This window comes from Kitasatospora sp. NPDC088391, assembly GCF_044753345.1.
Lineage (GTDB): Bacteria > Actinomycetota > Actinomycetes > Streptomycetales > Streptomycetaceae > Kitasatospora.
In genome coordinates this window covers 620,676-647,391 of record NZ_JBIVNB010000004.1, presented here as the reverse complement: position 1 = coordinate 647,391, position 26,716 = coordinate 620,676, and the positions used below count along the sequence as shown (strand labels likewise).

Here is a 26,716-nt window from a genome sequence, read left to right as displayed (position 1 = left end):
TCGACTGCCCGCGAACCGACTCCCCCAGCCGCGCCCCTGCCGCGGGACGGCGGAACCCCGGATGTCCCGGACCGGTCGAACAACGACTCCTGGCAGCACCGGGGCGTGCTCACCTCGTCCGGAGTGTCGGTCGACGTCCCGTCAGGGGGCGGCGGCGGTGCGGTCGGGGAGGGCGGCGGTGAGGTCGACCTCGACCAGTTGGCCGGTGAAGCCGAGGCAGGTGACGCCCAGCAGGGTGCTGGCGGTGCCGAAGGCCGGGCCGAGGGCGGATGCGGTCAGGCGGCGCCAGGCGGCGCCGAGGAGCGCCTGCTCCCCGGTGGCCACGTAGACCACCGAGCGGACGACCCGCTCCGGGCCGGCGCCCACCGCCCGCAGGGCCGCCAGGGCGTTGGCCACCACCTGGTCGATCTGCGCGTCGAGGCTCCCCTCCCCCACCAGCCGCCCGGCCCGGTCGAGCGGGCACTGGCCGGCCAGGTGGGCCGTCCGGCCCGCCTCCACCACCGTGATGTGGTGGTAGCCGGGCGTCCCGTGGAGTTCGGCGGGGTTGATGCGCGTGATCTCGGGGGTCATGGGCCGAGTCTGCCGCCCGGCCACGCCGGTCGCACCGCCTTTTCCCCGGCCGGACCCGACCCGGCGTCGGCCGGGGCGGACCTGACCCGGTGTCAGCCGCGCGGGCCCGACCAGTCGGGGTCGCGGCCGAGCAGGCGCAGGATGCGGGGGAACAGGCCGGCCCCGGCGGGGCCGTCCAGCACGGGTGCGAAGGCGGCGCCGGGGCGCTCCCGGGCGGGGCCGGTGGGGACGTGTCCGGCGATCGGGAGGACGGCTTCCAGCAGGTCGGTGTCGAACTCGGCGGGGCGGCCGAGGGAGACGGCGACGTCCCAGCCGTGGACGACGTAGTCGAGGAGGTGGAAGCCGATGGCCGTCGGGGCGGGGAAGAACTGGCCGCCCCGGACCTCGGCGAGCCAGAACGACCGCTCCAGGACGCCCTCTTCGGCGAAGGCGGCGGTGACCTCGGCGGCCGACTCGGCGAACGCCCCGGCCGGGTCGTCGCCGACCGGGCGGTCGGCCCAGACTTCGAGGCCGGGGGCCTCCTCCCGGGCGGCGGCCGCGAAGCCGTGGTTCTGGCCGGTCATGTGGGCGAGCAGCTGCCCCAGCGTCCACGACCCGCAGGGGGTCGGCAGGCCGAGCATGCTCGGGTCGACCAGGTCGACCAGGGACTTCGTGGTCTTCAGTGCGCGTGCGTCGAGTTCCTGAATGTCCGTCACTTCACGGATGCTACCCGGCGATCGGTGCGCCCGGGCCCGGACGGTGGCCGACAAAGGGGCACCCGGGCCCGGGCGGTGGCGGCCCGGTCAGCGCTCCTCGGGGGTGAGGCTGTCGAGCAGGCGGAGCAGGGTGGCGCGGTCGTCGGCGGGGAGGGGGGCGAAGTGGGCGGCGAGGACTTCGTCGGCCACCTGTTCGCCGGCCGCGAGGATGCGTTCGCCGGCGGGGGTGAGGCGGTGCTCGATGCGGCGGCCCCGGCCGGGGCTGCGGTCGATCAGGCCCTGGGCGGCGAGGCGAGTGGCCAGGGTGCCGAAGGACTGCTCGGTCTGGAAGGTGACGGCGGCGAGTTCGCGGGCCGAGGCGCCGGAGCGGCGGCCGACGGCGCGCAGGGCGTCCCACTGGGCGAGCGTGGTGCCGACGGCGGCCAGGGCGGTGTCGAGGGCCCGGCCGGCCTCGACCGGATCGCCGACCTCGCCGGGTTCTACCTGGACCTGCTGGAGCGCCGCGGCCTGCGCGACGTCCTGCTGGTGGGCTCCTCGCTGGGCGGCTGGATCGGCGCGGAGATGGCGGTCCGCGACGCGCTCCGCCCGGCGGGGGCCCCGGCGCTGGTCGGCGGCCTGGTGCTGATCGACGCGGTCGGGATCGACGTGCCGGGCGAGCCGCTGGTCGACGTCCTCGGCCTCGACGCCCGCGGCCTGGCCGAGCTCTCCTGGCACGAGCCGGAGCGCTTCCTGGTCGACCCCGCGACCCTGCCGGCCGAGGAACTCGCCCGCCGCCGGGGGAACTTCGCCACCATGCGGGCCCTCGCGGGCGACCCCTACATGCACGACCCCGGCCTGCGCGACCGGCTGCGCGAGGTGCGGGTCCCGGTGCTCGCGGTCTGGGGCGGGAGCGACCGGATCGCCACCCCGGCGTACGGCGCGGCCTACGCCCGCTCCTTCCCGGACGGCCGGTTCACGGTGGTCCCGGGGGCCGGCCACCTGCCCCACCTGGAGCGGCCCGCCGAGGTTCACGCCCTGCTCGACGCCGAACTGGCCCGACACTCCCGGGAGTCCGGGACCGGCGCGCGCCGCGCCTGAGCGCCGTCGGGGGCGCTGTCGTGCTCCCGCACGCCGGAGTGCGGAAGATCGGGAAACGTTTCTCCTGGGAATAACGAGGCTGAACTGCCGCACAACCCGGGAGAGTGCCGCCTTGGCCCCGACGACCCCTTCGAACACGCCGACGCCTTCCGCGGACGACCCCGTAGTGGTGTTCGACGCCCCGTTCTCCGACCGCACCCAGTGGGTGGCGGGCGCCACCTCCGCGTACCCGCCCGACGGCCGCAACCCCGCCGACAACAAGCTCGACCACCTGGTGCCCGGCTTCGGGCCGGACGGCGACCGGTTCACCGCCGTCCGGGAGGGCGCCCGCAGTTGGCGGACCCCGCTGGTGACCACCGAGAACAGCCGGGGCGGCTTCGAACTGCGGCCCGGGGACCGGCTGGAGGCACGCTGCCTGCTGACGGCGAGCCGGGGCGCCTGGCCGGCCATCTGGACCTGGGGGCGCGACGTCTCCACCGGCCACCCGCAGCCCGGCCACGGCGAGGTCGACGTGCTGGAGTACCACGGCGACCACCCCCGGATGCTCGAACTCGGCAACCACGCCGCCCCCGGCCCCGGCGCCTACCTGGACGACCTGGTCACCCCGGGCCGCTGGTTCACCGTCGGCTGCCGGTTCGGCACCGACGCGGTCCGCTGGTCGGTCGACGGCAGCGAGGTGCACGCGGACACCGTCGGCGTCGCCCCCGGCTGGCGCGCCTGGATCATCGTCAACCTGTCCGTCTCCGCCGGGCAGTGGAGCCACCCGAGCCCCGCGGCCACCACCCAGCGCCTCTCCTGGCGCTGCACCGGCCTGCGCGTCCTGCGCCCGCCGGCCACCGCGTAGCCGGCTCCGGGGCGTCCGCGCGCGCCCGGGCCGGTGGGCGGGCGGACCGGTGGGCAAGGTGGGGCGGGCGGTGCGGCAGACTGGTCGGCGGGCTTCCGGAGCGGCCGGGGCGGGGCCGGGTCGGGGGCGGTGTGGAGGTCGGCGAGGTGGTCGGCGGGCGGTACCGGGTGGTGGGCGGGCCGCCCGGGCGGGTCCGGTTCGCGGAGGAGGCCGGGTCGGGGCGGCCGGTGGCGGTGAAGTTCCCGGACGGGGTGCCGGGGCCGGGCGCGGAGCTGCGGCACCCGGGGATCGTCGAGGTGCTGGGGACGGGCGTGCACGAGGGGCGGCCGTACCTCGTCCTGGAGCGGGTCGACGGCCACAGTCTGGAGGACCACCTGCTGGACGGCTGGTACCGGCCCCACGAGGTGGCCGGGTTCGGCGCGCAGGTCGCCGAGGCGCTGCTCGTCGCGCACCGGGCCGGGCTGTCGCACGGCGGTATCGCCCCGGCCCACCTGGTGCTGGCCCCCGCCGGGGTGGTGAAGGTGCTCGGCTTCGGCACCCCCGGCCCGGCGCCGCGCCCCGACCTGGTCGCGCTCGGCGACACCCTGCTCGAACTGCTCGGCCATCCGCTGATCCCGTCCGTCCGCCCGGAGCCGGGTGAACTCGACGACCTGATCCGGGAGTTGCGGGCCGTCCCGGACGATCCCCCGGACCCGGCGGTGACGGCGTCCTTCGCCGCCCGCCTGCACCGGCTCGCGGCGACGACCGCAGCGGCGGCCGCCGCCCCGCCGGAGCGCCCCGCCCCCCGCCGCGCCTTCCGGATCGACCGCCGCCCGGAGCACCGGACGGCGGCCCTGGCCCTGCTCCTGCTCTCCGGCGCCGCCCTGCTGGCGGTGGCGGTGTACGCGGCCGCGTCGGTGTTCTGACGGAGCGTCGGGGGCCGCCGGACCCATCCGGGCGGGCCCGGGCTCCGAAGCACCGGACGGGAGCGCGCGCCGCCGGACGGTGCGCAGGTGCGACGGGCGCCGTCCCGGAGCGGAGGGCGGCATGGCGGACGGTGGACCGGAGGGCCTCGGGGTGACGGCCTGGCCCCCCTGGCCGGAGTTGACGCGCGGTCAGCAGCCGGTGCTGGTCCTGCCCTTCGACCCGGCCCGCCCCGACCCGCCGGGGTCGGACTGGACCCGGGCCGACGGGGGCTTCCCCGAGCCGCCGCCCGGCTGGTCGGCGGTCTTCGACGGGGCCCGGCTGCTGGTCCGCCGCCCCGGCGGCGACACCTGGTTCGACGGCCCCGTGCACGCGACCCGCGAGTGGGGCCGGGCCGTCCGCACCCACCGGACCCTGCTGCTGGTCACCGGCGGTTTCGCCAATGCCTTCGACTTCCCCGCCGCGGCGGCGCGGGGCGAGCTGCTGCTGCTCGCCGTCCCGGTCCGGCCGGTGGAGGCCCGGGGGGCCGTGCCGCCGGGTCAGTAGGGTGGGGGCGGAGCGGGGAGGGTGTCGTGCTGTTCGGGTCGCGGGGCGGGTTCGGTCTGGAGTTCCGCTTCGACCAGGACCCGGGGCTGCTGTGCGTCGACGTCTTCGTGGGCGGGCTGCGGGTGAACGCGCGGGACAACGCGTTCTACCCCCCGCTGCTGGTGAAGAAGCTCGGGGACGAGGCGGGCCGCCACCGGGAGCCCGCCGCGCCGCCGGACGGCTTCACCACCCCGGCGGAGTCCTACCGCCGCGCCGAGCAGGGGCTGTACGACGAGGCCGGCCCCGGCGACCGGGCGGAGCCGGCCCGGTGCGCCTTCCTGGAGTGGGGCGAGTGCACCGACGACGTGCTCGCCTTCGCCTTCCCCGACGGGGACCGGCTCCACCTCGCCTGTCGGCTGCGCGCGGACGGCGGCCCCGCCTGGGGCACCGGACCCCGGCACGGCCCGACGGTGGCCACGGTCGACCGGGCGGCGTTCGTCGCGACCCTGGACCGGGCCCGGGCCGCCGCAGCGGGCGAGTGGTCCGCCCGCCTCACCGCCCGCCTTGCCGCCCGCCCCGGCTCCCCCGACGGCACGGACCCGGCGTGAGCGACGGCCGACGGGCCGCGGGCCCGGCGGCGGCGCTTGACCGATAGCTGATTAGGCGCCATATTACTTTCGTGAGCCAGTACTTCGAGACCGGGGCGGCAGGCCCCTCGCTGGAGCAGGCCCGGCGGCAGATCGTCCGCTACGGGCTGGACGCCGATCCGCAGGCCGTCCTGGTGGCCGCCCGGCTGATGGCGGCCGGGGCCCGGGTGGGCCAGGCCGGCGAGGTGCACTTCGGGCGGTTCGGGCTGTCCACCGGGCGCTACCGGCTGCTGTCGGACCTGGAGGACCACGGGGGCGAGAAGTCCCCGTCCCAGCTGGCGGCGAGCCTCGGCGTCTCCCGGGCGACCGTGACCGGCCTGGTCGACGGCCTGGCCCGGGAGGGGCTGGTGGCGCGGCGCCCGTCCGTCGAGGACGGGCGCGGCAACGTGGTGATCCTGACCGCGCGCGGGGCCGACCGACTGCGCGAACTGGCGCCGGAGCACTTCGCCCGGATGCAGGCCATGGTCGGCGGCCTCACGCCGGAGGAGCGCGCGACCTTCCTCGACCTGCTGGGCCGGGTGGTCGCGGGCGTCGACGCGCTCACCGCGGACTGACCCGGGGCGCCCCCGAGGGCGCGGCCCATCCCGCGCCGTACCGCCTCGCGCCCATATGGTTAGCCACCTAAGTACCGACTCACGCCCACATGATTAGGCAGCTAAGTACTTACCGCACGGAAGGAACCCAGAGATGAGCAGCAGGAGAACCCGCGGCGCTCCCCCGCCCTTCGTCCTGTGGCGCGAGGTGCTGGCCTCGTACGCGATGCCGACGGTGTCGGCGGGCCTCGGCGGGCTGGCCACCCGGCAGAGCGAGTTGCTGCTGGCGGCGCCGACCACCATCGGCGGCACCTCCGCCCTGGTCGCGGCGGGGCTCGGCGCGGTCCTGCGGCGGCGACCGGTCAGGGCCCGGCCGCACCGGCTTCCGCGGGGAGCGGCGGCAGCGGGCCTGGCCCTGGTCGCGGCGGCGTTCGGCCTGGCCGCGGGGCTGGCGGCCGCGCACTGGCTGCCGCTGCTGCCCGGCCTCGCGGACAGTCCGTGGCCGCGCCGCCTGCCGGTCGACTTCGCGGTCTCCGCGACCGTCGCCACGGCCGTCACCACCTGGCGCTGGCGCGGCAGCCGCCGCCCCGCGCCGCTCCCGCCGCTGCCGTCCCCGCTCCCCCCGCACACCACCACCACCCCTCGACCCGAAGGACGGACGTCATGATCGTCGTCATGGGCGCCGCCGGCGCCACCGGCGGTGCCACCCTGCGCAGTCTCGCCGCGCTCGGCGTGCCCGCCCGCGCGCTGAGCCGCGACCCGGCCCGGCTCGCGGCCGCGCTGGACGGGCCGGTGCTCGCCCGGGCCGAGCCGTTCGCGGCCGACGCCGCCGACCCGGCCTCGCTGCGCACGGCGTTCCGCGGGGCCCGGCAGGTGTTCCTCACCATGGCCAACGGGCCGGAGCAGGTCCGGTACGAGCTGAACGCGGTCGAGGCGGCCGTGGACTGCGGGGTCGGGCACGTGGTGAAGGTGTCCGCGCCGGCCGCCGAGCCGGACTCCCCGGTGGCGGTCTCGCGCGGCCACCACCTGGTCGAGGAGCGGCTGCGCGCCTCCGGCCTCGCCGTCACGGTGCTGCGGCCGTACGCCTTCATGCAGAAGCTCCTGCTGCTGGCCCCGGGCGTGGCGGCGGCGGGGGTGCTGCCGGGGGCGATGGACGGGGCCCGGTGCAACTACGTGGACGTCCGGGACGTCGGCGACGCGGCGGCCGCGCTGCTGACCCGGCCGGAACCGCTCGGTGGCGTCCATCCGCTGACCGGCGGGCGGGCGTACAGCCACCCGGAGCTGGCCGAACTGCTGAGCGGGCTGCTGGGACGGCCGGTCCGCCACGTCGACCTCGGCCCGGCGGGCCTGTACGCGCAGTTGACGGAGCGGGCGGGGATGCCGGACTGGCTGGCCGCGCACGTGGTGGAGATCCAGCGGCTGGCGGTGGCCCGGCCGGAGGCGCCGGACGACACCCAGGTCCGCCTGACCGGGCGGCCGCCGCGCACCCTGGAGTCCTTCCTGCGGGAGAACCTGGGCCACTTCCGGCGGACCGGCCCGTTCATCGAAGACTGAGCGGGCTCTCATCGGGCGCTGAGCCGCGGCTCATGGCGGGCCAAGGGGCGCGGCGCAGCATCGTCGGCATGAGCGCACCGTCGAACTCCGGGCCCGCCGCGCGGCGGCGTCACCGCCCCGCCCTCCGGGTCGGCTGGTCGGTGGTGGCGGTGGGGCTGCTGGTCGCCGGCTGGCCGGCGGCCCCCCCGGGCGGCGACCTCCACCCCGGTGGCCGCCACGGCCACCGCCGGACCGGCCACGTCCACCGCCACCACAGCCGCCGCCGCGACCGGCAGCCCGACCACCGACAGCACGACGACCGACAGCCCGACGACCGCCGCCGCGGCGGCCGGTGCCGCCGACGCGGGGGCGGCGGCTAGCATCACGGCCGTGGACACGGATGCGGCGCTGGCCGCCGCGGTCGGCTCGCTGGGCGGGCACTTCGCGGTCGCGGTCACCGACCTCGGGTCGGGGGCGGCGGCGCAGTGGGGCGCGGACTCCTTCGTGACGGCGTCGATCGTCAAGGTGGACATCCTGGCGGCGCTGCTGCTGCGGACCGGCGGCGACGGGCTGACGGACGATCAGAAGGCGGCGGCGGAGCTGATGATCGAGCAGAGCGACAACGACGCGGCGAGCGCGCTGTTCGAGGCGGCGGGCGGCGCGGCGGGGCTGGACGCGGCGAACGCCCGGTTCGGGCTGACGGGGACGGTGGCCGGCACGGACGGCTACTGGGGGCTGACCTCGACCACGGCGGCGGACCAGGCCCGGCTGCTGCGGGTGGTGTTCACGGCGGACTCGCCGCTGGACGCGGACTCCCGCGCCTACCTGGGGCAGTTGATGGGCCGGGTCGCCGACGGCCAGGACTGGGGCGTCTCGGCGGCCGACCAGGGCGGCGCGGCGCAGTTGAAGAACGGGTGGCTGCCGCGCTCGGCGTCCGGGCTGTGGGTGGTCAACAGCATCGGCCGGGTCGCGTACGGCGGGCGGGACCTGCTGGTGGCGGTGCTGAGCGACGGTTCGGCGACCCAGCAGGACGGGATCGACCTGGTGGAGTCGGTGGCCGCGGCGGCGGCGCGGGCACTGGTCACCGCCCAGGGGCAGCAGGGGTAAGCCCGGCGGTTCAGGGGTTCGGCGGTTCCGAGCCGGGGCCCGGGCCGCGCTGCTGCCGGAGTGCCTCCTCGATCGCCCCGGCCAGTTCGGCCTGTCCGGTGTAGTGGGCGACCTGCGGACGGATCGTCAGGTCGTCGGCGTCGTCGGTGTGTTCGGCCGGCACCTCGGCCCGGGCGAGGCTCCGGCCGTCCCCGGCGGGGGGCAGCAGCAGGAGGTCGAGTCCGGCGGCGGTGATCCGTTCGCCGGGGCGGCCGGGCGGCAGTTCCAGGCCCAGGTGGTACTCGCGGGTCTGCCCGTCGGGGGCGTCCACCCGGTACTCGACGACGCCGGGTCCGGTCGGCAGGCCCCGGCCGGTCAGGTCCTCGACCTGCGGGGCGACCTGTCTGAGGAAGCGCACGGCGGCTCCGGGCGGGGTGGTGATCCGCAGGGCCAGGTCGCGGGCGAAGGTCTGCCGGGTCCGTTCGACGATCCCCGCGAGGTCGGTGGCCAGGGCGGCGGCCAGCGCCGGGGCGGTGGCGGCGTGGACGAGGTCGACGGTGCCGTTCAGGGCCTCGGCGACGGCGCGGCCCTGGGAGACCTGCCAGTCGGTGCCGATGCCGCGCACGTGGCAGCTGAACCGGCCGCCGGCGGCGGCGAGGGCGGCCGTCAGTTCCTCGGGGCGTTCGGCCTCCGACGGGAGGTCCATCAGCAGGACGGCGGTGCGGACGGCGTCGGGGTGGCCCGCGAGCAGCCGGTCGGCCTGCCGGACCCAGCGTCCGAAGGCGGCCGCGCGGACCGGTTGCAGCCGGTCCAGGGCGGCCCGGGCCTCGGCCTTGGTCGCGGGGGCGGCCCGTACGGTGCGCAGGGTGTCGGGGTAGCACATCGCGGCGTACTCGGAACCGGCCACGATCGCGAAGCGGACCCCCTCGTCGAGGGCGTCGACGGTGTCGGCGACGGCGCGGGTGACGGCGCGGAAGTGCGCCTCGGGCAGGTGCGCGGACAGGCCGAGCAGGAGGACCAGGGCGCGCGGGGCGGCGGCGGCCAGGTCGCGCGGGCCGGTGCGGCCCGCGGTGACGGTGACGATCGCGTCGAGTTCGGTGCGGCCGGGCGGGAGGTACGGGTTGTGGGACGCCTCCAGGCGGAGCCCGGGGTCGGCGGGTGGTGCCCCGGCGGGGGCGGCCGGGCCGGCGGGCGCTCCGTCGTGCCGGGTCGCGGAGCGGCCGGCGGTGCCCAGGGCCCGGAGCCGGTCGGCGACGACGCCGGCGTGGGCGGGGCGGTCGTCGGGATGCTTGGCGAGCAACTGGGCGGCGAGCAGGTCGAGTTCGGCGGGGACGCCGGGGCGCAGCGCGGCCAGGCGGGGCGGCGGGGTCTCCAGGTGGTCGTACATGGCGGCCCAGAAGTCCGGGCGGCGCGGGAACGGGGTGGTGCCGGTGAGCAGTACGTACAGGACGCAGCCGAGGGCGTAGAGGTCGGTCCGTCCGTCGATGTCGGCGGAGCGCCACTGCTCGGGGGCCATGTAGTCGGGTGTGCCGAGGACGCTGCCCGCGCGGGTCAGGCCGGAGCCGCCGCGGACGAAGCCGGCGATGCCGAAGTCGCAGACCTTGACCCGGCCGTCGGGGAGCAGCATCAGGTTGGGCGGTTTGACGTCCCGGTGGACGATGCCGCGGGCGTGCGCGTGGGCGAGGGCGGCGGCGGTCCGGGCGAGCACGTCCGCGGCGCGGTGCACGGGCAGGCCGTCGGGGTGTTCCCGCAGGACGGTGGCGAGGTCCCGGCCGTCCAGCAGTTCCATGGTGAGGAAGAGGCGGCCGTCGTGTTCGCCGTGGTCGTGGACCTGGGTGATGCCCTCGTGCTGGAGTTGCGCGGTGATGCTCGCCTCGCGGTGGAAGCGGGCGGCGGCGCTGCCGTCCGGGTCGGGTTCGGGGTGCAGGAACTTGACGGCGACCCGGCGGCCGAGGCGCAGGTCGTGGGCGCGCCAGACCTCGCCCATGCCGCCCTGCCCGAGCCGCCGTTCCAGGCGGTAGCGGTCGGCGACCAGCCCTTCGGACATCTGTGAACGCCCCCGTTCCGGCCGTCGGCGGCCCGGTCCATCCTAGGGTGCCGGGGGCCGGGCCGGGGCGGGCCGACGGTCGGTCAGGGGGCGGTCGGTCGGCGGGCGGGCGGGCGGCGGGCGGCCCGGGCGACGACGCGCAGGTAGCGTTCGATCGCCAGGTGCTGGAGCAGCAGCGTGACCGGTCGGCCGAGGCGGGCGTACCAGGCGGCGGGGCGGGAGAACGCGGCGACCTCGAACCAGACCTCGCCGTCGGCGTCCATCTCGACCACGAAGGACTCCTCGCCGCGCTCGGGGTGGCCGGGGAGGGTGCCGTAGGCGAAGCCGATCCGCCGCCGGTCCCGGACGGTCCACACCACCCGGCAGGGGATGACCAGCCGGGGCAGCCGCAGGCCGGGCGGGGCGAGGCGGAGCAGGACGGTGTCGCCGGGGGCGGCGGGTCGGGCCGGGGGGTGGACGGCGAAGCCGGTGTCGAGCTGGGTGCCCCAGTGCAGGACGTGCTCCCCGGCCCGTTCCAGCACCTCGGGGCCGTGCCCGAGGTGGACGCGGCGGCGCAGCAGCCCGTACCCGGCCGGGAAGGCCGCGTTCCGGGTGGCGCCGACCTCGGGGTAGCTGGGCGCGGCGGCGCAGGCGGCGAGGTAGCGGCGGCGCAGGGCGGTGGACGGCATCCGCCAGTTGTACGTCGCCGTCCGGGCCGCTGCCAAGCGGCGGGGTCAGTCCTCCAGGACGCGGACCAGGGCCAGCGTGATGTTGTCGGGGCCGCCGGCCCGGATCGCGGCGCGCCAGAGTTCGACGACGGCGTGCTGGTCGTCGTCCTCGGCCTCGGCGAGCAGTGCGGGCCACTCCTCCGGGGGGACGGGGTCGCTGAGGCCGTCGGTGCAGAGCAGGTAGCGGGTGCCGGGGCGGAGCGGGAGGCGGCGCAGGTGGGCGTCGAGGGCGTGGTGCTCGACGGTGCCGCCGAGGATGCTGGTGATCAGGTGGGTGGTGCGCTGCCCGGGTTCGAGCGGGGGGCTGTCGTCGACGGTGAGCTGGCGGGGGCCGGCGGCGGCGAGTTCGTAGCCGCGGCTGTCGCCGACGTTGAACACCAGAACGGCGTCGGCGGTCAGCACGAGTCCGGCGACGGTGGTGCCCATGCCGGTCAGCGCGGGGTCGGCGGCGGCGGCCTCCCGGACGGCCGCGTCGCAGTCCAGCAGGGCTTCCTCGATCGTCGGTTCGTCGGTCAGCTCGGTTCCGATGTGGGCGAGTTGGCTGACCACCAGGGCGGAGGCCAGGTCGCCGCCGGGGTGGCCGCCGAGGCCGTCGGCGACCACGACCGGGACGGGGGTGTCGCCGAGCGGGAAGTACAGCGTCTGCGGGCTGTCGGCGGAGGTGGCGCAGAGCGTCCACGGCCCGGCGGCCGCGCTGTCCTCGTTGCGCCGGCGCACCACTCCGGTGTGGCTGAGCACGGTCACCGCGGCCATCGGCACGGCCGTTCACCTCTTTCGTTCCGTCCCCGCTCGCCGGGGCGGTTCCAGCGAAGCACATCGGGGCGGGCGGGGGGAGGCCGGGGGTCGGACCGGCGCGGGAGCGGGCGGGGGCGGGCGAGGAGGGGAACGGACCGGCAAGGACTGGCGAGTGCCGGGCTGTTGAGGGTTTGCATGTCCATGGATACCCTCGCCCGACGACGCGCGGACGCGAGGAAGGGGCCGGGGTGGGCGAGCTGACGGTGGATCAGGGCCGGGCGGGCGGGGCGGGGGTGGACCCGGCGCTGGCCGACCGGGTGATCGAGGCGCTGCTGCTGGCCGGTCTGCCGGTCGCGTACGGCGGCCACGGGCCGGGCGTCCGGCTGGTGCCGGGCGGCGACGACGACGGCGACGGCGGGGCGATGGCGCTGCGCTGGGTCTGCTCGGCCCGGCTGGAGGACGCGGCGGCGGCCGGGTCCGACGGGCCGTGGCACCGGGCCAGGCGGCTGGTCGTGGACAGCGTGGAGACGGCGCTGGCGGAGTTCCTGCCCGCGCTGGGCGTTCCGGCCGAGCGGCTGCCCGACCTCGGTGTGACCAGGGTGGGTCCGCTGCCCGCCGCCGAGCCGCTGCCCGTTCCGGGGCCGCTGTCCGCCGCCGAGCCGCTGCCCCACCCGGAGCCGCTGTCCGCCGCCGAGCCGCCCGTCCTCGCGCGGGCCGCCGCCGGGTCGCTGCCGGGCCCGGCCGGGGTCGATCCGGAGCTGACCGCGACGGTCCGCCGGATCGCCGCCCTGGCGGGGCTGCCGGTGGCCGACCGCCCGGGCTCGGCCGGGGTGGTGCTGGGCCCGCACGCGGCGGACGACGAGGGCGACGGCGTCGTCCCCGGCACCGCGGACCTGGATTGGCGCCCGTCCCGCCAGCTGCCCGGCGGGGACGAGCCGGACGGTGCGCGGGTCGCGGTCACCGGCGCGATGCGGCACGCCCTCGGCGCGGCACTGAACGCGGGCGGCCTCCCCACCGCCTGGCACCGCCCGCGCCACCGCCCCGCCCACCTGCACGCGGTGCCGCCGCCGCGCTGAACGCGGGCCCGGCCGGTTCAGCCGCCGACGCCCGCGGGGGCGGTGGCGGCGGCGGGAGCGGCGGTGGTGAGGCGGGCGAACCAGGCGATGGTGGCGGTCAGGCCGCGGTCGACGTCGACGGCGGGGTGCCAGCCGAGGGCGGTGCGGGCCAGGGTGATGTCGGGGCGGCGCAGCAGCGGGTCGTCGCCGGGGCGGGGGACGAAGGCGATCGGCGAGTCGGAGCCGCACAGTCCGCGGATGCGGCGGGCCAGGTCGAGCATGCCGAGTTCGACGGGGTTGCCGAGGTTGACCGGGCCGGGGTGGCGTCCGGTGGCGGCGGCGAGGATGCCTTCGACGGTGTCGTCCACGTAGCACAGCGACCTGGTCTGGCTGCCGTCCCCGGCGACGGTGAGGGGCTGTCCGGCGAGCGCCTGGGTGACGAAGGTGGGGACGGCGCGGCCGTCGGTGGGGCGCATCCGGGGGCCGTAGGTGTTGAACAGCCGGACGATGACGGTGTCGAGGCCGTGCACGCCGCCGTACGCGGTGGTCAGCGCCTCGGCGTAGCGCTTGGCCTCGTCGTACTGGCTGCGCGGGCCGACGGGGTTGACGTTGCCCCAGTAGCTCTCGGGCTGGGGGTGGACCTGCGGGTCGCCGTAGACCTCGGAGGTGGAGGTGAGCAGGAAGCGGGCGTCCTTGCGGCGGGCCAGTTCGAGGGCGTTGAAGGTGCCGTGGGCGCCGGCCCGCAGGGTCTCCAGGGGGTGGCGGGCGTAGTCGTGCGGGGAGGCGGGCGAGGCGAGGTGGACGACCAGGTCGACGGGGCCCTCGACGTCGAAGGGGTCGCAGACGTCGTGGCGGCGCAGTTCGAAGCCGGGGTCGTCGGCCCGGTCGGCGAGGTTGTCGAGGGCGCCGGTGAGCAGGTTGTCGACGCAGACGACGGCGGTGCCGCGTTCGCGCAGCCGGTCGCACAGGTGGGAGCCGACGAAGCCCGCACCGCCGGTGACCACCGCCCGCCGGGCCGGTCCGCCGCCGGCGGGGTGCTGGGTGGGCCGATTCATCGTCAGGACTCCCGGAGCGAGCGGCCGGTGCGGGCCAGGAAGACGTCGTCGAGGGTGGGGCGGTGCAGTTCGATGGTGGCGGTGTCGATGCCCGCGTCGGCGAGCGCCCGCATGATCTGCGGCATCGCGCTCTCGCCGGTGTCGACGGACATCCGCAGCGCGCCGCCGTCGCGGACCTCGGCCTGCCGGACGCAGTCCTGCCCGGCCAGCACGTGCAGGGCCTTGTCGGCGTGGCCGGGGTCGGCGACCCGGACGGTGACGACCTCGCCGGCGACGGAGCGCTTGAGCGCGGCCGGGGTGCCCTCGGCGACGGTGCCGCCGCCGTCGATGACGGCGATCCGGTCGCAGAGCGCGTCGGCCTCGTCGAGGTAGTGGGTGGTGAGGAAGACGGTGGTGCCGCGGTCGCGCAGGCGGCGGATCTCGTCCCAGAGGCGGGTGCGGCTGCCGGGGTCGAGGCCGGAGGTCGGCTCGTCGAGGAACAGCACCTTCGGCCGGTGGACGACGCCGAGGGCGAGGTCGACGCGGCGGCGCTGGCCGCCGGAGTAGGTCCGGCAGTGCCGGTCGGCGTGGCCGGCGAGGTCGAAGGCGGCGACGGCGGCCTCGGCGCGGCGGACGGCCTCGGCCATGGGGAGGCCGTGCATCCGGGCCTGCAGGACGAGTTCCTCCCGGGCCGTCACGTCGTCCCAGGTGCCGCCGCCCTGGGCGACGTAGCCGATCCGGCGGCGGACCCCGGCGGGGTCGGCGAACAGGTCGGCTCCGGCCACGGTCGCGGCGCCGCCGTCGGGGCGCAGCAGGGTGGCGAGCATCCGCAGGGTGGTGGTCTTGCCGGCGCCGTTGGGGCCGAGGAAGCCGAAGATCTCGCCCTCGGCCACCGCGAGGTCCAGCCCGGCCACGGCGTCCACGGTGGCGGCGGTGCGGCGGCGTCCGGTCCGGTAGGACTTCCGCAGTCCGCTGGTCTCGATCATCCGGGTTCCTCGTCTCGGGGGCGGAGGGAAGGGGGAAGGGGGCAGGGGGCAGGGGGCGGGTACCGGGTGTGACGCGCCGTCAGCGGACGGCGCGGGCGAACTGGCGGGCCGACCAGGTGAGCGCGGCGAGCGCGACCACGGCCAGCACGGCGAGGCTCCGCAGGACGGCGCTGTCGCCGGGGTGCCCGGCGAAGACCTCGCGCATCCCGGCGACGGCCCAGCTGAACGGGTTCCAGTCGGCGATCCGGCGCAGCCAGAGCGGGGCGAGGGCGAGCGGCAGCAGGGTGCCGGAGAGCAGCATCAGCGGCTGCGCCAGGTTGTTGACGACCTGTCCGAGGGTGTCGGGGTTGCCGATCCGCAGCGCGAGGCCGTAGGAGGTCGCGGCGCTGCTGAGCGAGATCAGCGCGAGCAGCAGGTAGGCGAGCAGGACGTCCTGGAGCCGTACGGCGAGGCCGAGCGGCAGGGTCAGCACGATGATCAGGGCCGCCTGCAGGGCGAGCGTGACGACGTCCCGCAGCGCCCGCCCCAGCAGCAGCGCGACCCGGCTGACCGGCGTCACCCGGACCCGCTCGACCACACCGGCCCCCAGTTCGGCCAGCAGCCCGAAGCCGACGTACAGCCCTCCGCCGAGCGCCAGCGCGACCAGCATCCCGGGCACGTAGATCCGGTACGCGTCGGCCATCGACCCGGCGCCCATCGAGGCCAGCGCGGGCTTCAGCAACGGCGCGAACAGCGCCAGGTAGACCACGGGCTGGGCCACCCCGAGCACAATCTGCAACGGCGACCTGGCCAACAGCACCAGGTGCCGCTGGAACACCAGCCAGGTGTCGCGGAGGGTCTTCATCTCCGGCTCTCTCCATCTCTTCTCTCGGCACACGGATCGTTCGTCGGCCCGCACCCACCGGACGGTGCGGCGCGCGGCGCGGCCGGCAGCGGCGCGGCGACGTCGGGCACCGCCTCCGGCGGGCCTGCGGGGGTGTCGACGGGCAGTTCCCGCAGCGCGCCGGCGGCCGCGGGTCCCTCGCCGGGCGACGCCCCCGGCCGTCCGGCGGCAGCCGGGAGGACGCGACCGGGCGAGGCCATCGACCGGGCGTCACCGTCGGCGGTGACCACGGGCGGCGGCGCGGCGGGCGGGGCCGAGCGGCGGGCCGGAGCGCCGCTCGGCGGCGGGGGCCCGAAGCGGTCCGCGGCGGCCACGGCTCCGTCGGCGGGCACCGCCTCCGGTGCGGCGGCCCCGTTCGCGGGGGTCGCGGGCGGCGTCCCTGTGGCGGCGGGGGGCAGCAGGGTTTCCAGGTGGTCGGCGGCGGCGGTGGTTCCGCCGGCCTTCCGGAAGGTGGTGGCGATGTGGCGGGCGGCGGTCGTGTAGGCGGGGTCGTCGAGGAGGGTGAGGAGTTCGGTGCGCAGGCGGTCGGGGCGGGTGCCGTCGAACCTGATGCGGCGGCCGGCGCCGGCGGCGGTGACCTGGGTGGCGTTGACGGGCTGGTCGCCCTTGATGGGGGCGATCAGGAGGGGGACGCCGTGGGCGAGTGTTTCGCAGACGGTGTTGAGGCCGCCGTGGCTGATCACCGCGTCGAGGTGGGGCAGCAGTTCGAGGACGGGGACGCGGCGGCGGACCAGGAGGTGGGCGGGTGGGTCGGGGACGGTGCCGTCGGGGGCGGCGATGATCGCCTGCAGCCGGTCGCCGAGCGGGCGGAGGGCTTCGACGGTGCGGGCGTGGAAGTCCCGGGCGAGGTCGAGGGAGAGGGTGCCGACGGTGACCAGGACGTGTCGGCGGGCGGGGTCGAGCCAGTGCCACGGGAAGTCGGGGTCGGGCGGCCGGGGGGCGAGTGCGGGGCCGACCAGGGCGGCGTTGGGGGGCCACGGCAGCGGGCCGGTGAGCGCCTCGCCGGTGAAGGCGATCAGCAGGTGCGGGGAGAACCGCAGGTCGTGCGGGGGTTCGCCGGGCATCCCGGCGGCCTGCCAGATCGCGGTCAGGCGTTCGCCGATCCATGCCTCGACCTTGGGCACGGCCCGGTAGGGGCGGGTGAGTTCCATGGTGGTGGGGGCGAGCGAGGCCCAGGGCAGTCCGGCCCGGTGCGCGGCGACGGCGCCGGCCACGGCGTGCTGGTCGACGGCGAGCACGTCGGGGCGGAACGCGGCGACGGCGCGTTCGATGCCGGGCAGGGTGTGCCGGGCGTGCGGGACGATGTAGCCGTCCCAGCGGGACTTGGCGGCGGCCGCGCCGCGGTCGGCCTGGCCGCGGTGGGCGCGCAGCGGGATCGGGGCGATCGGGGTGTCGGGCCCGAGCAGCGGGCGCAGGAAGGACTCGGAGCCGGCCCACAGGACCTGGTGGCCGCGGGCCCGGAGTTCGGCGGAGACCGCCGCGAGCGGGTGGACGTGGCCGGTGAGCGGCAGCGAGACGAAGAGGTAGCGCCCCATCAGTTCCCGTCCTCCACCCGGCCGTTCGCCGAATCCGAGCCCGGCCCCGGCCCCTGCCCCGTCGGCGCCGCTCCCCCGGCCAGGGCCAGCGCGGCGACCTCGCCGACGGTGAGCGCCACGATCGCGTCGAGATCGAGCCCGGCGACGTGTCCGGCCAGGTCGACGCCGGGGCCGTAGCGTGCTGCCAGCGCCAGCGACCAGGCGGCCAGTTCGTGGCTCTCGACCAGGAGTTCGCCGTCCACCAGGGTGTCCGCGCGGACGGCGTCCAGCCAGTCGGCGTCCTCGTCCAGCACCTGCCGGAGCAGTTCGGCGACCTCCCGCAGCGTTCCGGGGCCCGCGCCGCTCATCGCGCGGGGTCCGGCGCGGTGGCGCGCAGGGCGCCGTAGGTGATGACGCCGGTGTCGAAGCCCTTCTTCATCAGCGGTCCGGCGTGGAAGAAGCCGAGGACGTCGACGCCGCGTTCGCGGGCCAGGTCGCGCATCGCGGCGGGGCCGCGGGCGTACTGCGGGACGAGGGCGAAGGCCGGGTCCCAGGAGTTGGCGACGGCGGAGCTCCAGTCGGCGGTGGCGACGTCGGTGAAGCCGGCGGCCCGGGCGAGGCGTTCGTGCTCCGCCAGGGAGGAGAAGTCGGGCATCACCTGGTGGATCAGGATCTGCCGGACCAACTCCTGTTCTTCGGGCGTGAGTTCGCCTTCGCGGACGGCCCAGGTGGCGACGGCGAGGGTGCCGCCGGGGGCGAGCAGGCGGCGGGCCTCGGCGAAGAAGGCGGCCCGGTCGGCGATGTGCATCAGGCTCTCCAGCGCCCAGACGGCGCCGAAGGAGGCGTCGGGGTAGCCGGTGCGCAGGGCGTCCAGCCGGTGGAAGCGGGCCCGGTCGGCGAGGCCGGCGGCGCGGGCCTTCTCGGTGGCGCGGGCGGCCTGCCGGGCGCTCAGGGTCACGCCCTCGACGGTGCAGCCGTGCGGCCCGGCCAGGTGCAGGGCGGGGCCGCCGATGCCGCAGCCGACGTCGAGCACGTGCGCGCCGGCGGGCAGCCCGGCGTGGGCGACGAGTTCGCGGACCAGCCGGTCGGTGGCGGCGTGCCGGTCGGCGCCGTCCCGGGCGGGGGTCTCGCCCGCGTCCCAGAAGCCGTGGTGGACGTGTTCGCCCCACAGGTCCTCGTACAGGTCGAGGGTGATGTCGTAGTAGCGCTCCACGGCGGTGTTCAGGCCGGAGCCGTTCACTGGGTCCACTGGGCCGATCCTCGGAAAGTTGACATGAATGCGCACGACAAGGCCGCCGGAATGGCGGGCGGAAATGCCGCCGCGCGACCGGACTGGTCTGATCCACTCGGGGTTTCGCCCGTCGGGGAAGCGACCCGTGGGCATGCGGAAGACGCACCGGCATTGCGGGTCGCGTCGAAAGGTGAACGGCCGGGCCGGGGCGGGCGGCGCGGCCGACGGACCATCGGGAAACGGTCCGTCAGGGTCGGCAACCTGCCCTCGAAGCTGGGGAGTTGGCCGACCGGCGGTCACACTAGCCCCGGCCCGGACGTCCGTCAACGCATCGGGCGGCTCTTCCCCGGCTCTTTCCGCCCGGGCCGAAATGCCGTTCCGGTGACGGGTCTTGACACCCGGCCAATTCACCGTTGAAAGTTCGGCGTGGGAATTCCGCCAGTTCCCTCCGATCGTGACCAGGAAGAGGTTCTGGTACTCCATGAATGACGCCGCCGCTGCACCGCAGCGCAGCATGGGAGCGCTCCCACAGCATCGCCCCAGCTCATCCGGGGCCTCCGCCCCGGCCGACTTACCCGGTCCGCCCGTCTCCCCCGCCTTTCCCGAGCCGGCCCGGATCGCCCCGGACCGGCTCGATCCGGGCTGGGTGGACGAGGTGCTGCTCGGCGGTCCGGGCGGTGAGCCGTGCCTGTTCTTCGACGAACCGGTCGGGCGGGCGGAGCTGCGCCGACTGGTGCGCGAGCGGCAGGCGGTGCTGGCCGCCGCCGGGCTGCGGGCGGGCGGTTCGGTGGCGCTCCGCCTGGCCCCGTCGCTCGCGCTGGTGGTCGAGCTGCTGGCGAGCTGGCGGATCGGCGCGCAGGCCGCGCTGCTCGACCACCGGTTGACGGAGTTCGAGACCGGGCGGGCGCTGGCGCGGCTGGCGCCGCAGGTGGTGGTGGGCTCGGCGGAGCCGGTCCGGGGCGGGCCGCCGCGCGGCTTCCACCACCAGGTGCCGGTGGTCGCCGCCCGGCCGGGGCGGCCGGCCGCGGGGCCGCACGCGCTGGTCCAGTTCAGTTCGGGCTCCACCGGCCCGTCGAAGGCCGTCGGCCGGACGGCGGCCGACCTGGTCGCCGAACTCGGCCGCTACGCCCGGCTCGACGGGGTGCCGCGGGCGGGCGACCGGATGGTGTCGCTGGCCTCCCCGGTGCACGTCCTCGGCCTGGTCGGCGGTCTGCTGCACTGCCTGCACGCCGGGGTGCGGCTGGTCTTCCCGGCGCGGGTCACGGCGGACGGCGTGCCGGCCGCGGTGGCGGCCGGTCCGGAGCCGACCACGCTGCTGGGGGTGCCGTTCCACCTCGAACTGCTGGGCTGGCGGACGGCGCCGCCCCGGCTCCCCCAGCTCACCGGCATGACGACCGGCGGCGAACCGGTCCGCCCGGAGGTGCACGCGGCCTTCGTGGACCGGTACGGGGTGCGGCTCGGCAGCATGTACGGCATGACCGAGGTCGGCGTGATCGCCACCGACCTGTTCGGCGCGCACCGGCCCGAACTGGCCCCGGTCCCGGGGCTGGCGGTGCGCGAGCGGGACGGCGAACTCCTGGTCGCCGCCCCGCGCTCCCCCTACCTGGACCTCGGCGGCCCCGCGGCCGCCGACGCCTCCGCGGCCGCCGACGCCCCCGAGCGCTGGGCGGACGGCTGGCTGCGCACCGGGGACGGCGGCACGGTCGACCCCCGCACCGGGCGGGTGCGGGTGCTCGGCCGGCTGGACTCCCAGGTGTCGGTCGGCGGCCTGAAGGTCGACCTCACCGAGGTCGAGCACACCCTGGCCGCGCTGCCGGAGGTGGCGGGCGCGGTCGTGCTGTTCGGCAGCTCGATCGAGGCGTACGTCTCGCTGCACGGGCACGGCGGACACAGCGGGAGCGGCGGACACAGCGGCGGGAGCGACGCCGTGGCGCTGATCGAGGCGCGGCTCGCCGAACGCCTCGCCCCGCACAAGCGGCCGCGGCTGGTCCACCTGCTGGCCGAGCTGCCGCGCACCGCGACGGGCAAGCCGGTCCGCGACCGGGCCGCGCTGGCCCGCGCCGCCGCCCAGGACTGACCGGCCGCGCAAGGCGGTCCGACCATCATCACGACCCCTCCGGAAGGAAACCGAGCGATGTCCACCGAGCTGCCCTCGACCGAGGAGATCCGCGCGTTCGTGCTGTCCGCGCTGAGCGAGATGAACTACGACATCAGTGACGTCGACGCGGACACCCCGCTCGGCCCGGCCGGCGCGGACCTGGAGTCGCTGTCGCTGGCCGAGCTGGGCGTCCGGGTCGAGGAGCGGTTCGCGGTGCGGTTCGACGACGAGGAGTCGGAGCTGCTCGGCACCATGACGGTCGGCGAGTTCGGGGCGGCCGTCGCGGCCCGGCTCCGGTCGGCGTCCGTCGCGGGGCGTTGAGCGTGCCGGCGGTGTCCGGACGGGACGAAGTCGTGTCGCTGCTGGCCGAGTTCGGCGGGCGGGCGCCGGAGGAGGTCCCGGAGCGGATCGACTCGATGGAGCTGGCCTGGCTGGCGCACGTGCTGGAGCAGCGCCACGGCCGGCGGCTGGACGACGACACGCTCGCCCGGATCGCCACCGTCGCCGACGCGGCCGCGCTGCTGGAGTCCTTCCGCACCGCCGCCGACCGCTGATTGTCCGTCAAGAACCTTGCTGCTGAGTCTTTTTGGGAGGTGAACCGCCGTGATCGACCGTGCCGCCGCACCCTTGCCCGCACCCCTGCCCGCGCCCTTGCCCGCCCCGGTGTCCACCGCGCGGCGCGGTCCCCGGGCCGTGGTGCTGACCGGGGCGGGCGTGTTCAGCGCGTTCGGCCGGGGTGTCGGGCCGCTGCTGGCGGCGGCGCTGGCGGGGGTGCCCGGGTTCGGGCCGGTGACGCGGTTCGACGTCGCGGGGCGGCGGGTGGACCGGGCCGCCGCGCATCCTGGGACGCCTTCGCTGGTAAGGGAGTTGGAGTCGGCGGTGGCGGCGGCGTGCGCGCAGGCCGGGCTGTCGGCGGCGCAGCGCGCGGCGTGTCCGCTGTATCTGGCGGTGCACGGCGATCCGGCGTTGGCGCGGGCCGCCGTCGCGGACCGGCCGGGGTTGGGGGCGGACGCCTTCGCGGCGGGGGTCGCGGGGCGGGCGGGGCTCGCGGCCGCGGCGGCGCGGGCGTACCCGTCGGCGTGCGTGGCCTCGGCGAGTGCGGTGGCGGACGCGGCGTCGGCGGTGGCCCGGGGCCGGATGGAGCGGGTGGTGGTGGCTGCCGGGTACCTGGTGGAGCCGGACCGGTTCGCGCTGTTCGACGCGGGCGGGGCGCTGGCCCGGGACGGCCGGGTGCGGCCGTTCAGCGCGGGTCGGACGGGGCTGCTGCTGGGGGACGGGGTGGCGGCAGCGGTGGTGGAGTCGGCCGCGGCGGCCCGGGCCCGGCGGGTGGAACCGCTGGCGGTGCTGGCGGGGTGGGGGCGGGCGGGCGACGCGCACCACGTGTGCCGGCCGCGGCCGGACGGTCTGGGGCTGGCCCGGTCGGTGGCGGACGCGCTGCGGCGCGGCGGGGTCGGTCCGGAGCGGGTGGGGTACGTGAACGCGCACGGGCCGGGGACGGTGCTGGGCGACGCGGCGGAGGCCGCGGCGCTGCGCCTGGTGTTCGGGCCGCGGGTGGCGGAACTGCCGGTGAGTTCGACGAAGTCGGTGCACGGGCAGGCGCTGGAGGCGGGCGCGCTGCTCGAACTCCTGTTGACCGCGGCCGCGTTGCGGGCGGACCGGCTGCCGGTGAACGCGGGCTGGCTGGGCCCGGACCCGGACTGCGCGCTCAGCCCGGTGCTCGCCCCGGTGCCGCCGCGGGCCGGTGCGGGCTTCGCGCTGAGCCTGAGTTCGGCCTTCGGCGGCGCGAACGCGGCGCTCCTGGTGGCTCTGCCGTGACCGGCCGGCCGTCCGGGGACACCGCCACCGCCCTTGCCCGGCAAGCGAGTTCATCCGCCTCTGTTCCCCCGGTTCCCGCCGCTCCCCCGGTTCCCGCCGCTCCTCCGGCCTCCGTCGCCGTCCTGGCCGCCGCTGCGGCGTCCGCCGGTCTGCGGGGGTCGGCCGCCGCGCAGTGGCCGGAGGGTGCCGAGGACGTGGCGCCGCCGCCCGTCCCGGGGTTCGTCGGCTCCTCGTTCGGCCCGCTGGCGGCGGAGGCGGCCCGGCGCTGCCTGGACCGCCGCCCGGGTCCGGTGGCCGAACTGCCGGTCACGGCGGTGCTGTTGGTGGCCCCGCTGGGCGATCTGGGCAGCGCGGTGCGGGTGGCGGAGGCGGTGGACGGCGGGGCGCGACTGGGCCCGCTGCTGTTCTTCCAGGCCGTACCGCACGCGGTGGCGGGGCATGTCGCGGCGCGCCGGGGGCTGACCGGCCCGGTGGTGTGCGTCGCGGAGACGGCCGGCGCGCTGGAGGTCGCGGGCCTGCTGCTGGCGGACGGGGACGCGGACGCGGTGCTGCTGCTCCGGGTCGACCAGGCGACCGCCCCGGAGGCCCCCGACCACGCCGCCGCCGTCCTGCTCACCCCGCCGCCGCCCGGCGGACAGCCCGAGAGCGAACAGCCCGCGCACGAGCACCCTGCGCACGGACACCCCGAGCACGAGCAGCCCGAGCACGAGCAGCCCGCGCACGAGCACCTCTCGAACGCGCGCCCGAGCAACGAGCCCCCTGCCGGCGGGCACCCACCGGCCGGGCGCAGCTCGAACGGAGCACCCGATCGGATCGCACCCCGCCTGGAAGGAGTCGGAGCGTGAGCGCAGCAGCAGCGGGAGTCGCCGTCACCGGGATGGGCCTGGTGACGCCGGCGGGGTGTTCGGCCGCCGAGGTGTGGGCGGCGATGTGCGAGGGGCGGTCGGGGCTGTCCCGGCCGGAGCCGGGCGGGCCGTTGGCGGGGTCGCTGGAGGTGGCGGGGTTCGCGCCGCCGATCGATCCGGCGTCGGTGCTGTCGGGGCCGGAGACCCGGGTGGTGGACCGTTACGTGGTGCTGGCGCTGCGGGCGGCGGCGGACGCGGTGGCGGACGCCGGGATCGAGGTGGGGCGGGACGTGGCCCCGGACCGGATCGCGGTGGTGCTGTCGGGGACGGGCGGCCTGGCGACGCTGGAGGCGCAGGTGGTGCTGCGCGGGGAGCGCGGGCGGCTGGGGGTGAGCCCGTACCTGCTGCCGGGGATGCTGCCGAACATGGCGGCGGCCCGGGTGGCGGTCCGGTACGGCATCCGGGGGTACAGCTCGGCGGTGGCGACGGCGTGCGCGGCGGGGGCGCAGTCGGTGGCGGAGGGGTTCCGGCTGCTGCGCGAGGACCTGGCGGACGTGGTGGTGGCGGGGTGCGCGGAGGCACCGCTGTTCCCGACGCTGGCCGACACCTTCGGCAACGCCCGTGCGCTGGCGCGTGGTTGGGCGGACGATCCGGCGGCGGCGAGCCGGCCGTTCGACCGGCGGCGGAACGGGCTGGTGCTGGGCGAGGGCGCGGGGGTGCTGGTGCTGGAGCGGGTGGCGCACGCGGACGGGCGGGGCGCGGCGGGGTACGCGGACGTCCGGGGCTGGGGGGCGACGAACGACGCGCACCATCCGACGGCGCCGCGGCCGGACGGTTCGGGTGCGGCGGCGTGCATGCGGATGGCGCTGCGCGGCGCGGGGATCGGCCCGGCGGAGGTGGGGTACGTGAACGCGCACGGCACCGGGACGCGGGCGGGGGACGCGGCGGAGGCGGCGGCGGTGCGGTCGGTGTTCGGCCCGGACGGTCCGCCGGTGAGTTCGACGAAGGCGGTGACGGGCCATCTGCTGGGCGCCTCGGGGGTGGTGGAGGCGGCGGTGTCGGTGCTGGCGCTGCGGCGCGGGCTGCTGCCGCCGACGCACAACCTGGACGACCCCGATCCGGGGTGCGCGCTGGACCACGTCCGGGCGGGGGCGCGGCCGGCGCCGGGGGTCGGGCACGTGCTGTCGAACTCGTTCGGGTTCGGCGGCCACAACGTGAGCCTGCTGCTGGGGCTGCCGAGCACCCGGCTGGTCCGGGCGGTGTGACGGTCCGTCACCGCGAGCTTCTCTTCTCTTTTTCCGCTGCTACTCGGAGTTAGGAACGGCTGTCACGATGAATGTCCTCGGCGTCGATCATGTCGAGTTCCAGGTGGGGGACGCGCGCCAGGCGGCGTACGTGCTCTCCGCCGGTCTGGGGTTCCGCCCGCTCGGGCAGGGCGGTCCGGAGTCGGGCCTGCCGGGGCGGCGGAGCCTGCTGCTGGGGCAGGGCGCGGCCCGGGTGCTGCTGACCTCGGGGCTGGTGCCGGACGATCCGGCGTCCCGGTACGTGGCGCGGCACGGCGACGGGGTGGCGGTGCTGGCCTTCGCGGTGGCGGACGCGGTGGCGGCGTTCGGGGCGGCGGTGGCGGGCGGGGCCCGGCCGGTGGCGGCGCCGGTGGCGCACCCGGACGGGTCGGTGACGGCGCTGGTGTCGGGGTTCGGCGACGTGCTGCACCGGCTGGTGGAGCGGCCGGCGGGGGCCGGGTTCCTGCCGGGGGTGGTGGAGTCGGCGGCCCCGGACGGGTCGGGGCCGGAGCAGGTGCGCGGGATCGACCACGCGGCGGTGTGCCTGCCGGCCGGGGAGCTGGCGGCGACCGCGGGGTTCTACCGGCGGGCGTTCGGTTTCGAGGTGGTCTTCGAGGAGTACGTCGCGGTCGCCGACCAGGGGATGTTCTCGCAGGTGGTGCAGTCGCCGGGCGGTGGGGCGACGTTGACGCTGGTCGCGCCGGACCCGGCGCGGGCGCCGGGGCAGATCGACGACTTCCTGTCCTGGCACGGCGGCGCGGGCGTCCAGCACCTGGCGCTGGACTGCGCGGACGTGGCGGCGGCGGTGGACGCGATGGCGGCGCGCGGGATCGGTTTCGCGCCGACCCCGGACGCCTACTACGACACGCTGCCGGGCGTCGTGCCGGAGCGGTTGCGGCGGCGCGGCATCCTGCTGGACCGGGACCACTGGGGCGAGCTGTACCAGATCTTCGCCACCTCGATGCACCTGCGGCGGACGTTCTTCTGGGAGCTGATCGAGCGGCACGGCGCGCGCACCTTCGGGACGGGCAACATCCCGGCGCTGTACGAGGCGAAGGAGCGCGAACTCGCGGCCGTCCGGGTGCAGGCGCAGGCGGTGGCCCGGTGACCGGGGAGCTGCGGTTCGAGCTGTCCGCCGGGGAGCGGGCGCTGCTGCCGACCGCCGCGGACGTGGCGTTCTACGCCGAGCACGGCTGGTTCCTGACGGGGCGGCTGTTCTCGGACGCGGAGGTGGACGCGCTGGCGGCGGCGGCCGACGGGTACTACGCGGGCGTGCGGAGCCGGGTGCTGCCGGTGCGGCCGCCGCGGCTGGCGGCCTGGCGGCCGTCGGACGGGCCGGTGCAGCGGCACAACGACTACGTGCACTACGAGAGCGACCCGATCGCGGAGGTGCTGGCGAAGCCGCTGCTGGGGGCGGTGGCGGCGCTGCTGGCGGGGGCGCGGGAGATCCGGGTGTTCCAGTCGACGCTGATCCTGAAGCCGCCGATCGCGGGCGAGCCGAGCAACGTGGTGCCCTGGCACATGGACCGGCACTACTGGTCGACCTGTTCCTCGGAGCGGATGCTGACGGCGTTCGTGCCGTTCCACGACTGCGACGAGGAGATGGGGACGCTGACGGTGGTGGACGGCAGCCACCGCTGGCGGGAGACCGGCCGGGAGGACTCGGTGACCCGGCACTTCGCGGACCGCGACCGGGACGACCTGGAGCGGCTGCTGGCGGCGAACGCGGCGTTCAACGGCGCCGAGGTGCGCAAGGTGCCGCTGGTGATCCCGAAGGGGCACGTGAGCTTCCACCACTGCCGGACCTACCACGGCAGCGGCCCGAACCGCAGTGCGCGGCCGCGCCGGGCGGTCTCCTTCCACCTGCAGGACGGCGCGAACGCCTACCGGCGCTTCCCGCTGGCGGACGGCTCCCCGGCGGTCTACAACCACGACGTGCTGGTGCGCCGGCTGCCGGACGGGCGGCCGGACTACGCGGACCCGGAGTTCTGCCCGGTGCTGTGGCGCGACGACAGCTCCCGCATGGGCGACAACTCCTCGGCGGTGCACGGTGTCTGACGAACCGTCACC

At 77.0% G+C, this 26,716-nt stretch carries 31 protein-coding genes; 19 read left to right on the top strand and 12 right to left on the bottom strand.

The features are described 5' to 3' along the window. Positions 1-141 precede the first annotated feature (141 nt). The 3 genes from ACIQBJ_RS16150 to ACIQBJ_RS16140 all read right to left on the bottom strand — a co-directional run bounded on the left by ACIQBJ_RS16150 (position 142) and on the right by ACIQBJ_RS16140 (position 1,652). Positions 142-570 (bottom strand): RidA family protein, encoded by a 429-nt coding sequence (locus ACIQBJ_RS16150; RefSeq protein ID WP_400709527.1) that lies wholly within the window; start codon positions 568-570, stop codon positions 142-144. Between the two features lie 92 nt (positions 571-662). After that, on the bottom strand, positions 663-1,265 hold the full coding sequence (locus ACIQBJ_RS16145) for a TIGR03086 family metal-binding protein (RefSeq protein WP_400709524.1): 603 nt from the start codon (positions 1,263-1,265) through the stop codon (positions 663-665). Between the two features lie 87 nt (positions 1,266-1,352). After that, positions 1,353-1,652 (bottom strand): MarR family winged helix-turn-helix transcriptional regulator, encoded by a 300-nt coding sequence (locus ACIQBJ_RS16140; protein WP_400709806.1) that lies wholly within the window; start codon positions 1,650-1,652, stop codon positions 1,353-1,355. On the opposite strand from ACIQBJ_RS16140, the gene ACIQBJ_RS16135 reads away from it, so the two are divergent. The 10 genes from ACIQBJ_RS16135 to ACIQBJ_RS16090 all read left to right on the top strand — a co-directional run bounded on the left by ACIQBJ_RS16135 (position 1,545) and on the right by ACIQBJ_RS16090 (position 8,434). Further along, a complete protein-coding gene (locus tag ACIQBJ_RS16135; protein WP_400709803.1) occupies positions 1,545-2,342 on the top strand; it encodes an alpha/beta fold hydrolase in 798 nt (265 codons plus the stop codon). The genes ACIQBJ_RS16140 and ACIQBJ_RS16135 overlap by 108 nt on opposite strands. 166 nt (positions 2,343-2,508) lie before the next feature. After that, on the top strand, positions 2,509-3,186 hold the full coding sequence (locus ACIQBJ_RS16130) for a beta-glucanase (protein WP_400709521.1): 678 nt from the start codon (positions 2,509-2,511) through the stop codon (positions 3,184-3,186). A gap of 131 nt (positions 3,187-3,317) precedes the next feature. After that, positions 3,318-4,091, top strand: a complete 774-nt coding sequence (locus ACIQBJ_RS16125; RefSeq protein WP_400709518.1) for a hypothetical protein — start codon at positions 3,318-3,320, stop codon at positions 4,089-4,091. A 121-nt stretch (positions 4,092-4,212) separates the two neighbouring features. Next, complete coding sequence (locus ACIQBJ_RS16120) at positions 4,213-4,635, top strand: hypothetical protein (RefSeq protein ID WP_400709515.1); 423 nt, start codon at positions 4,213-4,215, stop codon at positions 4,633-4,635. Between the two features lie 26 nt (positions 4,636-4,661). Further along, complete coding sequence (locus ACIQBJ_RS16115; protein WP_400709512.1) at positions 4,662-5,222, top strand: hypothetical protein; 561 nt, start codon at positions 4,662-4,664, stop codon at positions 5,220-5,222. A gap of 71 nt (positions 5,223-5,293) precedes the next feature. Next, positions 5,294-5,815, top strand: coding sequence for a MarR family winged helix-turn-helix transcriptional regulator (locus ACIQBJ_RS16110; RefSeq protein ID WP_400709509.1), 522 nt, complete (start codon positions 5,294-5,296; stop codon positions 5,813-5,815). A gap of 133 nt (positions 5,816-5,948) precedes the next feature. Then, the gene (locus ACIQBJ_RS16105) at positions 5,949-6,461 is read left to right on the top strand and encodes a hypothetical protein (RefSeq protein WP_400709506.1); all 513 of its coding nucleotides are present in this window, start codon (positions 5,949-5,951) and stop codon (positions 6,459-6,461) included. Then, positions 6,458-7,348 (top strand): NmrA family NAD(P)-binding protein, encoded by an 891-nt coding sequence (locus ACIQBJ_RS16100; RefSeq protein WP_400709503.1) that lies wholly within the window; start codon positions 6,458-6,460, stop codon positions 7,346-7,348. Before ACIQBJ_RS16105 ends, ACIQBJ_RS16100 begins: the two co-directional genes overlap by 4 nt. Before the next feature lie 68 nt (positions 7,349-7,416). Further along, a complete protein-coding gene (locus ACIQBJ_RS16095) occupies positions 7,417-7,707 on the top strand; it encodes a hypothetical protein (protein ID WP_400709500.1) in 291 nt (96 codons plus the stop codon). 10 nt (positions 7,708-7,717) lie between these two features. Further along, entirely contained in the window at positions 7,718-8,434 is a 717-nt protein-coding gene (locus ACIQBJ_RS16090; protein WP_400709497.1) for a serine hydrolase, read from the top strand. 10 nt (positions 8,435-8,444) lie between these two features. Here the strand turns inward: ACIQBJ_RS16090 and ACIQBJ_RS16085 are convergent, their stop codons facing one another. The 3 genes from ACIQBJ_RS16085 to ACIQBJ_RS16075 all read right to left on the bottom strand — a co-directional run bounded on the left by ACIQBJ_RS16085 (position 8,445) and on the right by ACIQBJ_RS16075 (position 11,920). Beyond that, positions 8,445-10,460, bottom strand: a complete 2,016-nt coding sequence (locus ACIQBJ_RS16085; protein ID WP_400709494.1) for a protein kinase — start codon at positions 10,458-10,460, stop codon at positions 8,445-8,447. Positions 10,461-10,543: 83 nt separating this feature from the next. Beyond that, on the bottom strand, positions 10,544-11,128 hold the full coding sequence (locus tag ACIQBJ_RS16080) for a DUF1990 family protein (protein ID WP_400709491.1): 585 nt from the start codon (positions 11,126-11,128) through the stop codon (positions 10,544-10,546). Between the two features lie 45 nt (positions 11,129-11,173). Further along, complete coding sequence (locus ACIQBJ_RS16075) at positions 11,174-11,920, bottom strand: PP2C family protein-serine/threonine phosphatase (RefSeq protein WP_400709800.1); 747 nt, start codon at positions 11,918-11,920, stop codon at positions 11,174-11,176. 230 nt (positions 11,921-12,150) lie between these two features. On the opposite strand from ACIQBJ_RS16075, the gene ACIQBJ_RS16070 reads away from it, so the two are divergent. Next, positions 12,151-12,978 (top strand): hypothetical protein, encoded by an 828-nt coding sequence (locus ACIQBJ_RS16070; RefSeq protein ID WP_400709488.1) that lies wholly within the window; start codon positions 12,151-12,153, stop codon positions 12,976-12,978. 17 nt (positions 12,979-12,995) lie between these two features. Here ACIQBJ_RS16070 and ACIQBJ_RS16065 read toward each other — a convergent pair whose 3' ends face one another. The 6 genes from ACIQBJ_RS16065 to ACIQBJ_RS16040 form a co-directional block, all read right to left on the bottom strand. Continuing rightward, positions 12,996-14,012 (bottom strand): NAD-dependent epimerase/dehydratase family protein, encoded by a 1,017-nt coding sequence (locus ACIQBJ_RS16065; protein WP_400709485.1) that lies wholly within the window; start codon positions 14,010-14,012, stop codon positions 12,996-12,998. A 2-nt stretch (positions 14,013-14,014) separates the two neighbouring features. Further along, positions 14,015-14,977 (bottom strand): ATP-binding cassette domain-containing protein, encoded by a 963-nt coding sequence (locus ACIQBJ_RS16060; protein WP_400709482.1) that lies wholly within the window; start codon positions 14,975-14,977, stop codon positions 14,015-14,017. 79 nt (positions 14,978-15,056) lie between these two features. Beyond that, positions 15,057-15,821: an ABC transporter permease gene (locus ACIQBJ_RS16055; RefSeq protein WP_400709479.1), complete on the bottom strand. Its 765-nt coding sequence runs from the start codon at positions 15,819-15,821 to the stop codon at positions 15,057-15,059. After that, on the bottom strand, positions 15,818-17,395 hold the full coding sequence (locus tag ACIQBJ_RS16050; protein WP_400709476.1) for a nucleotide disphospho-sugar-binding domain-containing protein: 1,578 nt from the start codon (positions 17,393-17,395) through the stop codon (positions 15,818-15,820). The genes ACIQBJ_RS16055 and ACIQBJ_RS16050 overlap by 4 nt, the downstream gene beginning before the upstream one ends. Then, positions 17,395-17,742, bottom strand: coding sequence for a hypothetical protein (locus tag ACIQBJ_RS16045; protein ID WP_400709473.1), 348 nt, complete (start codon positions 17,740-17,742; stop codon positions 17,395-17,397). The genes ACIQBJ_RS16050 and ACIQBJ_RS16045 overlap by 1 nt, the downstream gene beginning before the upstream one ends. Next, positions 17,739-18,623: a methyltransferase domain-containing protein gene (locus tag ACIQBJ_RS16040; RefSeq protein WP_400709470.1), complete on the bottom strand. Its 885-nt coding sequence runs from the start codon at positions 18,621-18,623 to the stop codon at positions 17,739-17,741. The genes ACIQBJ_RS16045 and ACIQBJ_RS16040 overlap by 4 nt, the downstream gene beginning before the upstream one ends. Before the next feature lie 628 nt (positions 18,624-19,251). On the opposite strand from ACIQBJ_RS16040, the gene ACIQBJ_RS16035 reads away from it, so the two are divergent. The 8 genes from ACIQBJ_RS16035 (at position 19,252) to ACIQBJ_RS16000 (ending at position 26,704) form a co-directional block, all read left to right on the top strand. Further along, complete coding sequence (locus ACIQBJ_RS16035) at positions 19,252-20,682, top strand: class I adenylate-forming enzyme family protein (protein WP_400709467.1); 1,431 nt, start codon at positions 19,252-19,254, stop codon at positions 20,680-20,682. A gap of 57 nt (positions 20,683-20,739) precedes the next feature. Continuing rightward, positions 20,740-21,024 (top strand): acyl carrier protein, encoded by a 285-nt coding sequence (locus ACIQBJ_RS16030; protein ID WP_400709464.1) that lies wholly within the window; start codon positions 20,740-20,742, stop codon positions 21,022-21,024. 11 nt (positions 21,025-21,035) lie between these two features. After that, on the top strand, positions 21,036-21,257 hold the full coding sequence (locus ACIQBJ_RS16025) for an acyl carrier protein (RefSeq protein ID WP_400709461.1): 222 nt from the start codon (positions 21,036-21,038) through the stop codon (positions 21,255-21,257). A gap of 49 nt (positions 21,258-21,306) precedes the next feature. Continuing rightward, the gene (locus ACIQBJ_RS16020) at positions 21,307-22,518 is read left to right on the top strand and encodes a beta-ketoacyl synthase N-terminal-like domain-containing protein (protein WP_400709458.1); all 1,212 of its coding nucleotides are present in this window, start codon (positions 21,307-21,309) and stop codon (positions 22,516-22,518) included. 194 nt (positions 22,519-22,712) lie between these two features. Then, positions 22,713-23,363, top strand: coding sequence for a hypothetical protein (locus tag ACIQBJ_RS16015; RefSeq protein ID WP_400709455.1), 651 nt, complete (start codon positions 22,713-22,715; stop codon positions 23,361-23,363). After that, entirely contained in the window at positions 23,360-24,628 is a 1,269-nt protein-coding gene (locus ACIQBJ_RS16010) for a beta-ketoacyl-[acyl-carrier-protein] synthase family protein (RefSeq protein ID WP_400709452.1), read from the top strand. The genes ACIQBJ_RS16015 and ACIQBJ_RS16010 overlap by 4 nt, the downstream gene beginning before the upstream one ends. 67 nt (positions 24,629-24,695) lie before the next feature. Further along, a complete protein-coding gene (gene hppD / locus ACIQBJ_RS16005; RefSeq protein WP_400709449.1) occupies positions 24,696-25,754 on the top strand; it encodes a 4-hydroxyphenylpyruvate dioxygenase in 1,059 nt (352 codons plus the stop codon). Then, positions 25,751-26,704 (top strand): phytanoyl-CoA dioxygenase family protein, encoded by a 954-nt coding sequence (locus tag ACIQBJ_RS16000; protein ID WP_400709446.1) that lies wholly within the window; start codon positions 25,751-25,753, stop codon positions 26,702-26,704. The genes hppD and ACIQBJ_RS16000 overlap by 4 nt, the downstream gene beginning before the upstream one ends. The last annotated feature ends 12 nt before the right edge of the window (positions 26,705-26,716 follow it).

What these genes read in the sequence shown, in the direction of transcription:
- ACIQBJ_RS16045 (WP_400709473.1), bottom strand. Translation starts at nt 17,742, where the DNA reads ATGAGCGGCGCGGGCCCCGGAACGCTGCGGGAGGTCGCCGAACTGCTC.
- ACIQBJ_RS16050 (WP_400709476.1), bottom strand. Translation starts at nt 17,395, where the DNA reads ATGGGGCGCTACCTCTTCGTCTCGCTGCCGCTCACCGGCCACGTCCAC.
- hppD (WP_400709449.1), top strand. Translation starts at nt 24,696, where the DNA reads ATGAATGTCCTCGGCGTCGATCATGTCGAGTTCCAGGTGGGGGACGCG.
- ACIQBJ_RS16100 (WP_400709503.1), top strand. Translation starts at nt 6,458, where the DNA reads ATGATCGTCGTCATGGGCGCCGCCGGCGCCACCGGCGGTGCCACCCTG.
- ACIQBJ_RS16105 (WP_400709506.1), top strand. Translation starts at nt 5,949, where the DNA reads ATGAGCAGCAGGAGAACCCGCGGCGCTCCCCCGCCCTTCGTCCTGTGG.
- ACIQBJ_RS16030 (WP_400709464.1), top strand. Translation starts at nt 20,740, where the DNA reads ATGTCCACCGAGCTGCCCTCGACCGAGGAGATCCGCGCGTTCGTGCTG.
- ACIQBJ_RS16055 (WP_400709479.1), bottom strand. Translation starts at nt 15,821, where the DNA reads ATGAAGACCCTCCGCGACACCTGGCTGGTGTTCCAGCGGCACCTGGTG.
- ACIQBJ_RS16075 (WP_400709800.1), bottom strand. Translation starts at nt 11,920, where the DNA reads ATGGCCGCGGTGACCGTGCTCAGCCACACCGGAGTGGTGCGCCGGCGC.
- ACIQBJ_RS16150 (WP_400709527.1), bottom strand. Translation starts at nt 570, where the DNA reads ATGACCCCCGAGATCACGCGCATCAACCCCGCCGAACTCCACGGGACG.
- ACIQBJ_RS16060 (WP_400709482.1), bottom strand. Translation starts at nt 14,977, where the DNA reads ATGATCGAGACCAGCGGACTGCGGAAGTCCTACCGGACCGGACGCCGC.
- ACIQBJ_RS16080 (WP_400709491.1), bottom strand. Translation starts at nt 11,128, where the DNA reads ATGCCGTCCACCGCCCTGCGCCGCCGCTACCTCGCCGCCTGCGCCGCC.
- ACIQBJ_RS16085 (WP_400709494.1), bottom strand. Translation starts at nt 10,460, where the DNA reads ATGTCCGAAGGGCTGGTCGCCGACCGCTACCGCCTGGAACGGCGGCTC.
- ACIQBJ_RS16120 (WP_400709515.1), top strand. Translation starts at nt 4,213, where the DNA reads ATGGCGGACGGTGGACCGGAGGGCCTCGGGGTGACGGCCTGGCCCCCC.
- ACIQBJ_RS16095 (WP_400709500.1), top strand. Translation starts at nt 7,417, where the DNA reads ATGAGCGCACCGTCGAACTCCGGGCCCGCCGCGCGGCGGCGTCACCGC.
- ACIQBJ_RS16065 (WP_400709485.1), bottom strand. Translation starts at nt 14,012, where the DNA reads ATGAATCGGCCCACCCAGCACCCCGCCGGCGGCGGACCGGCCCGGCGG.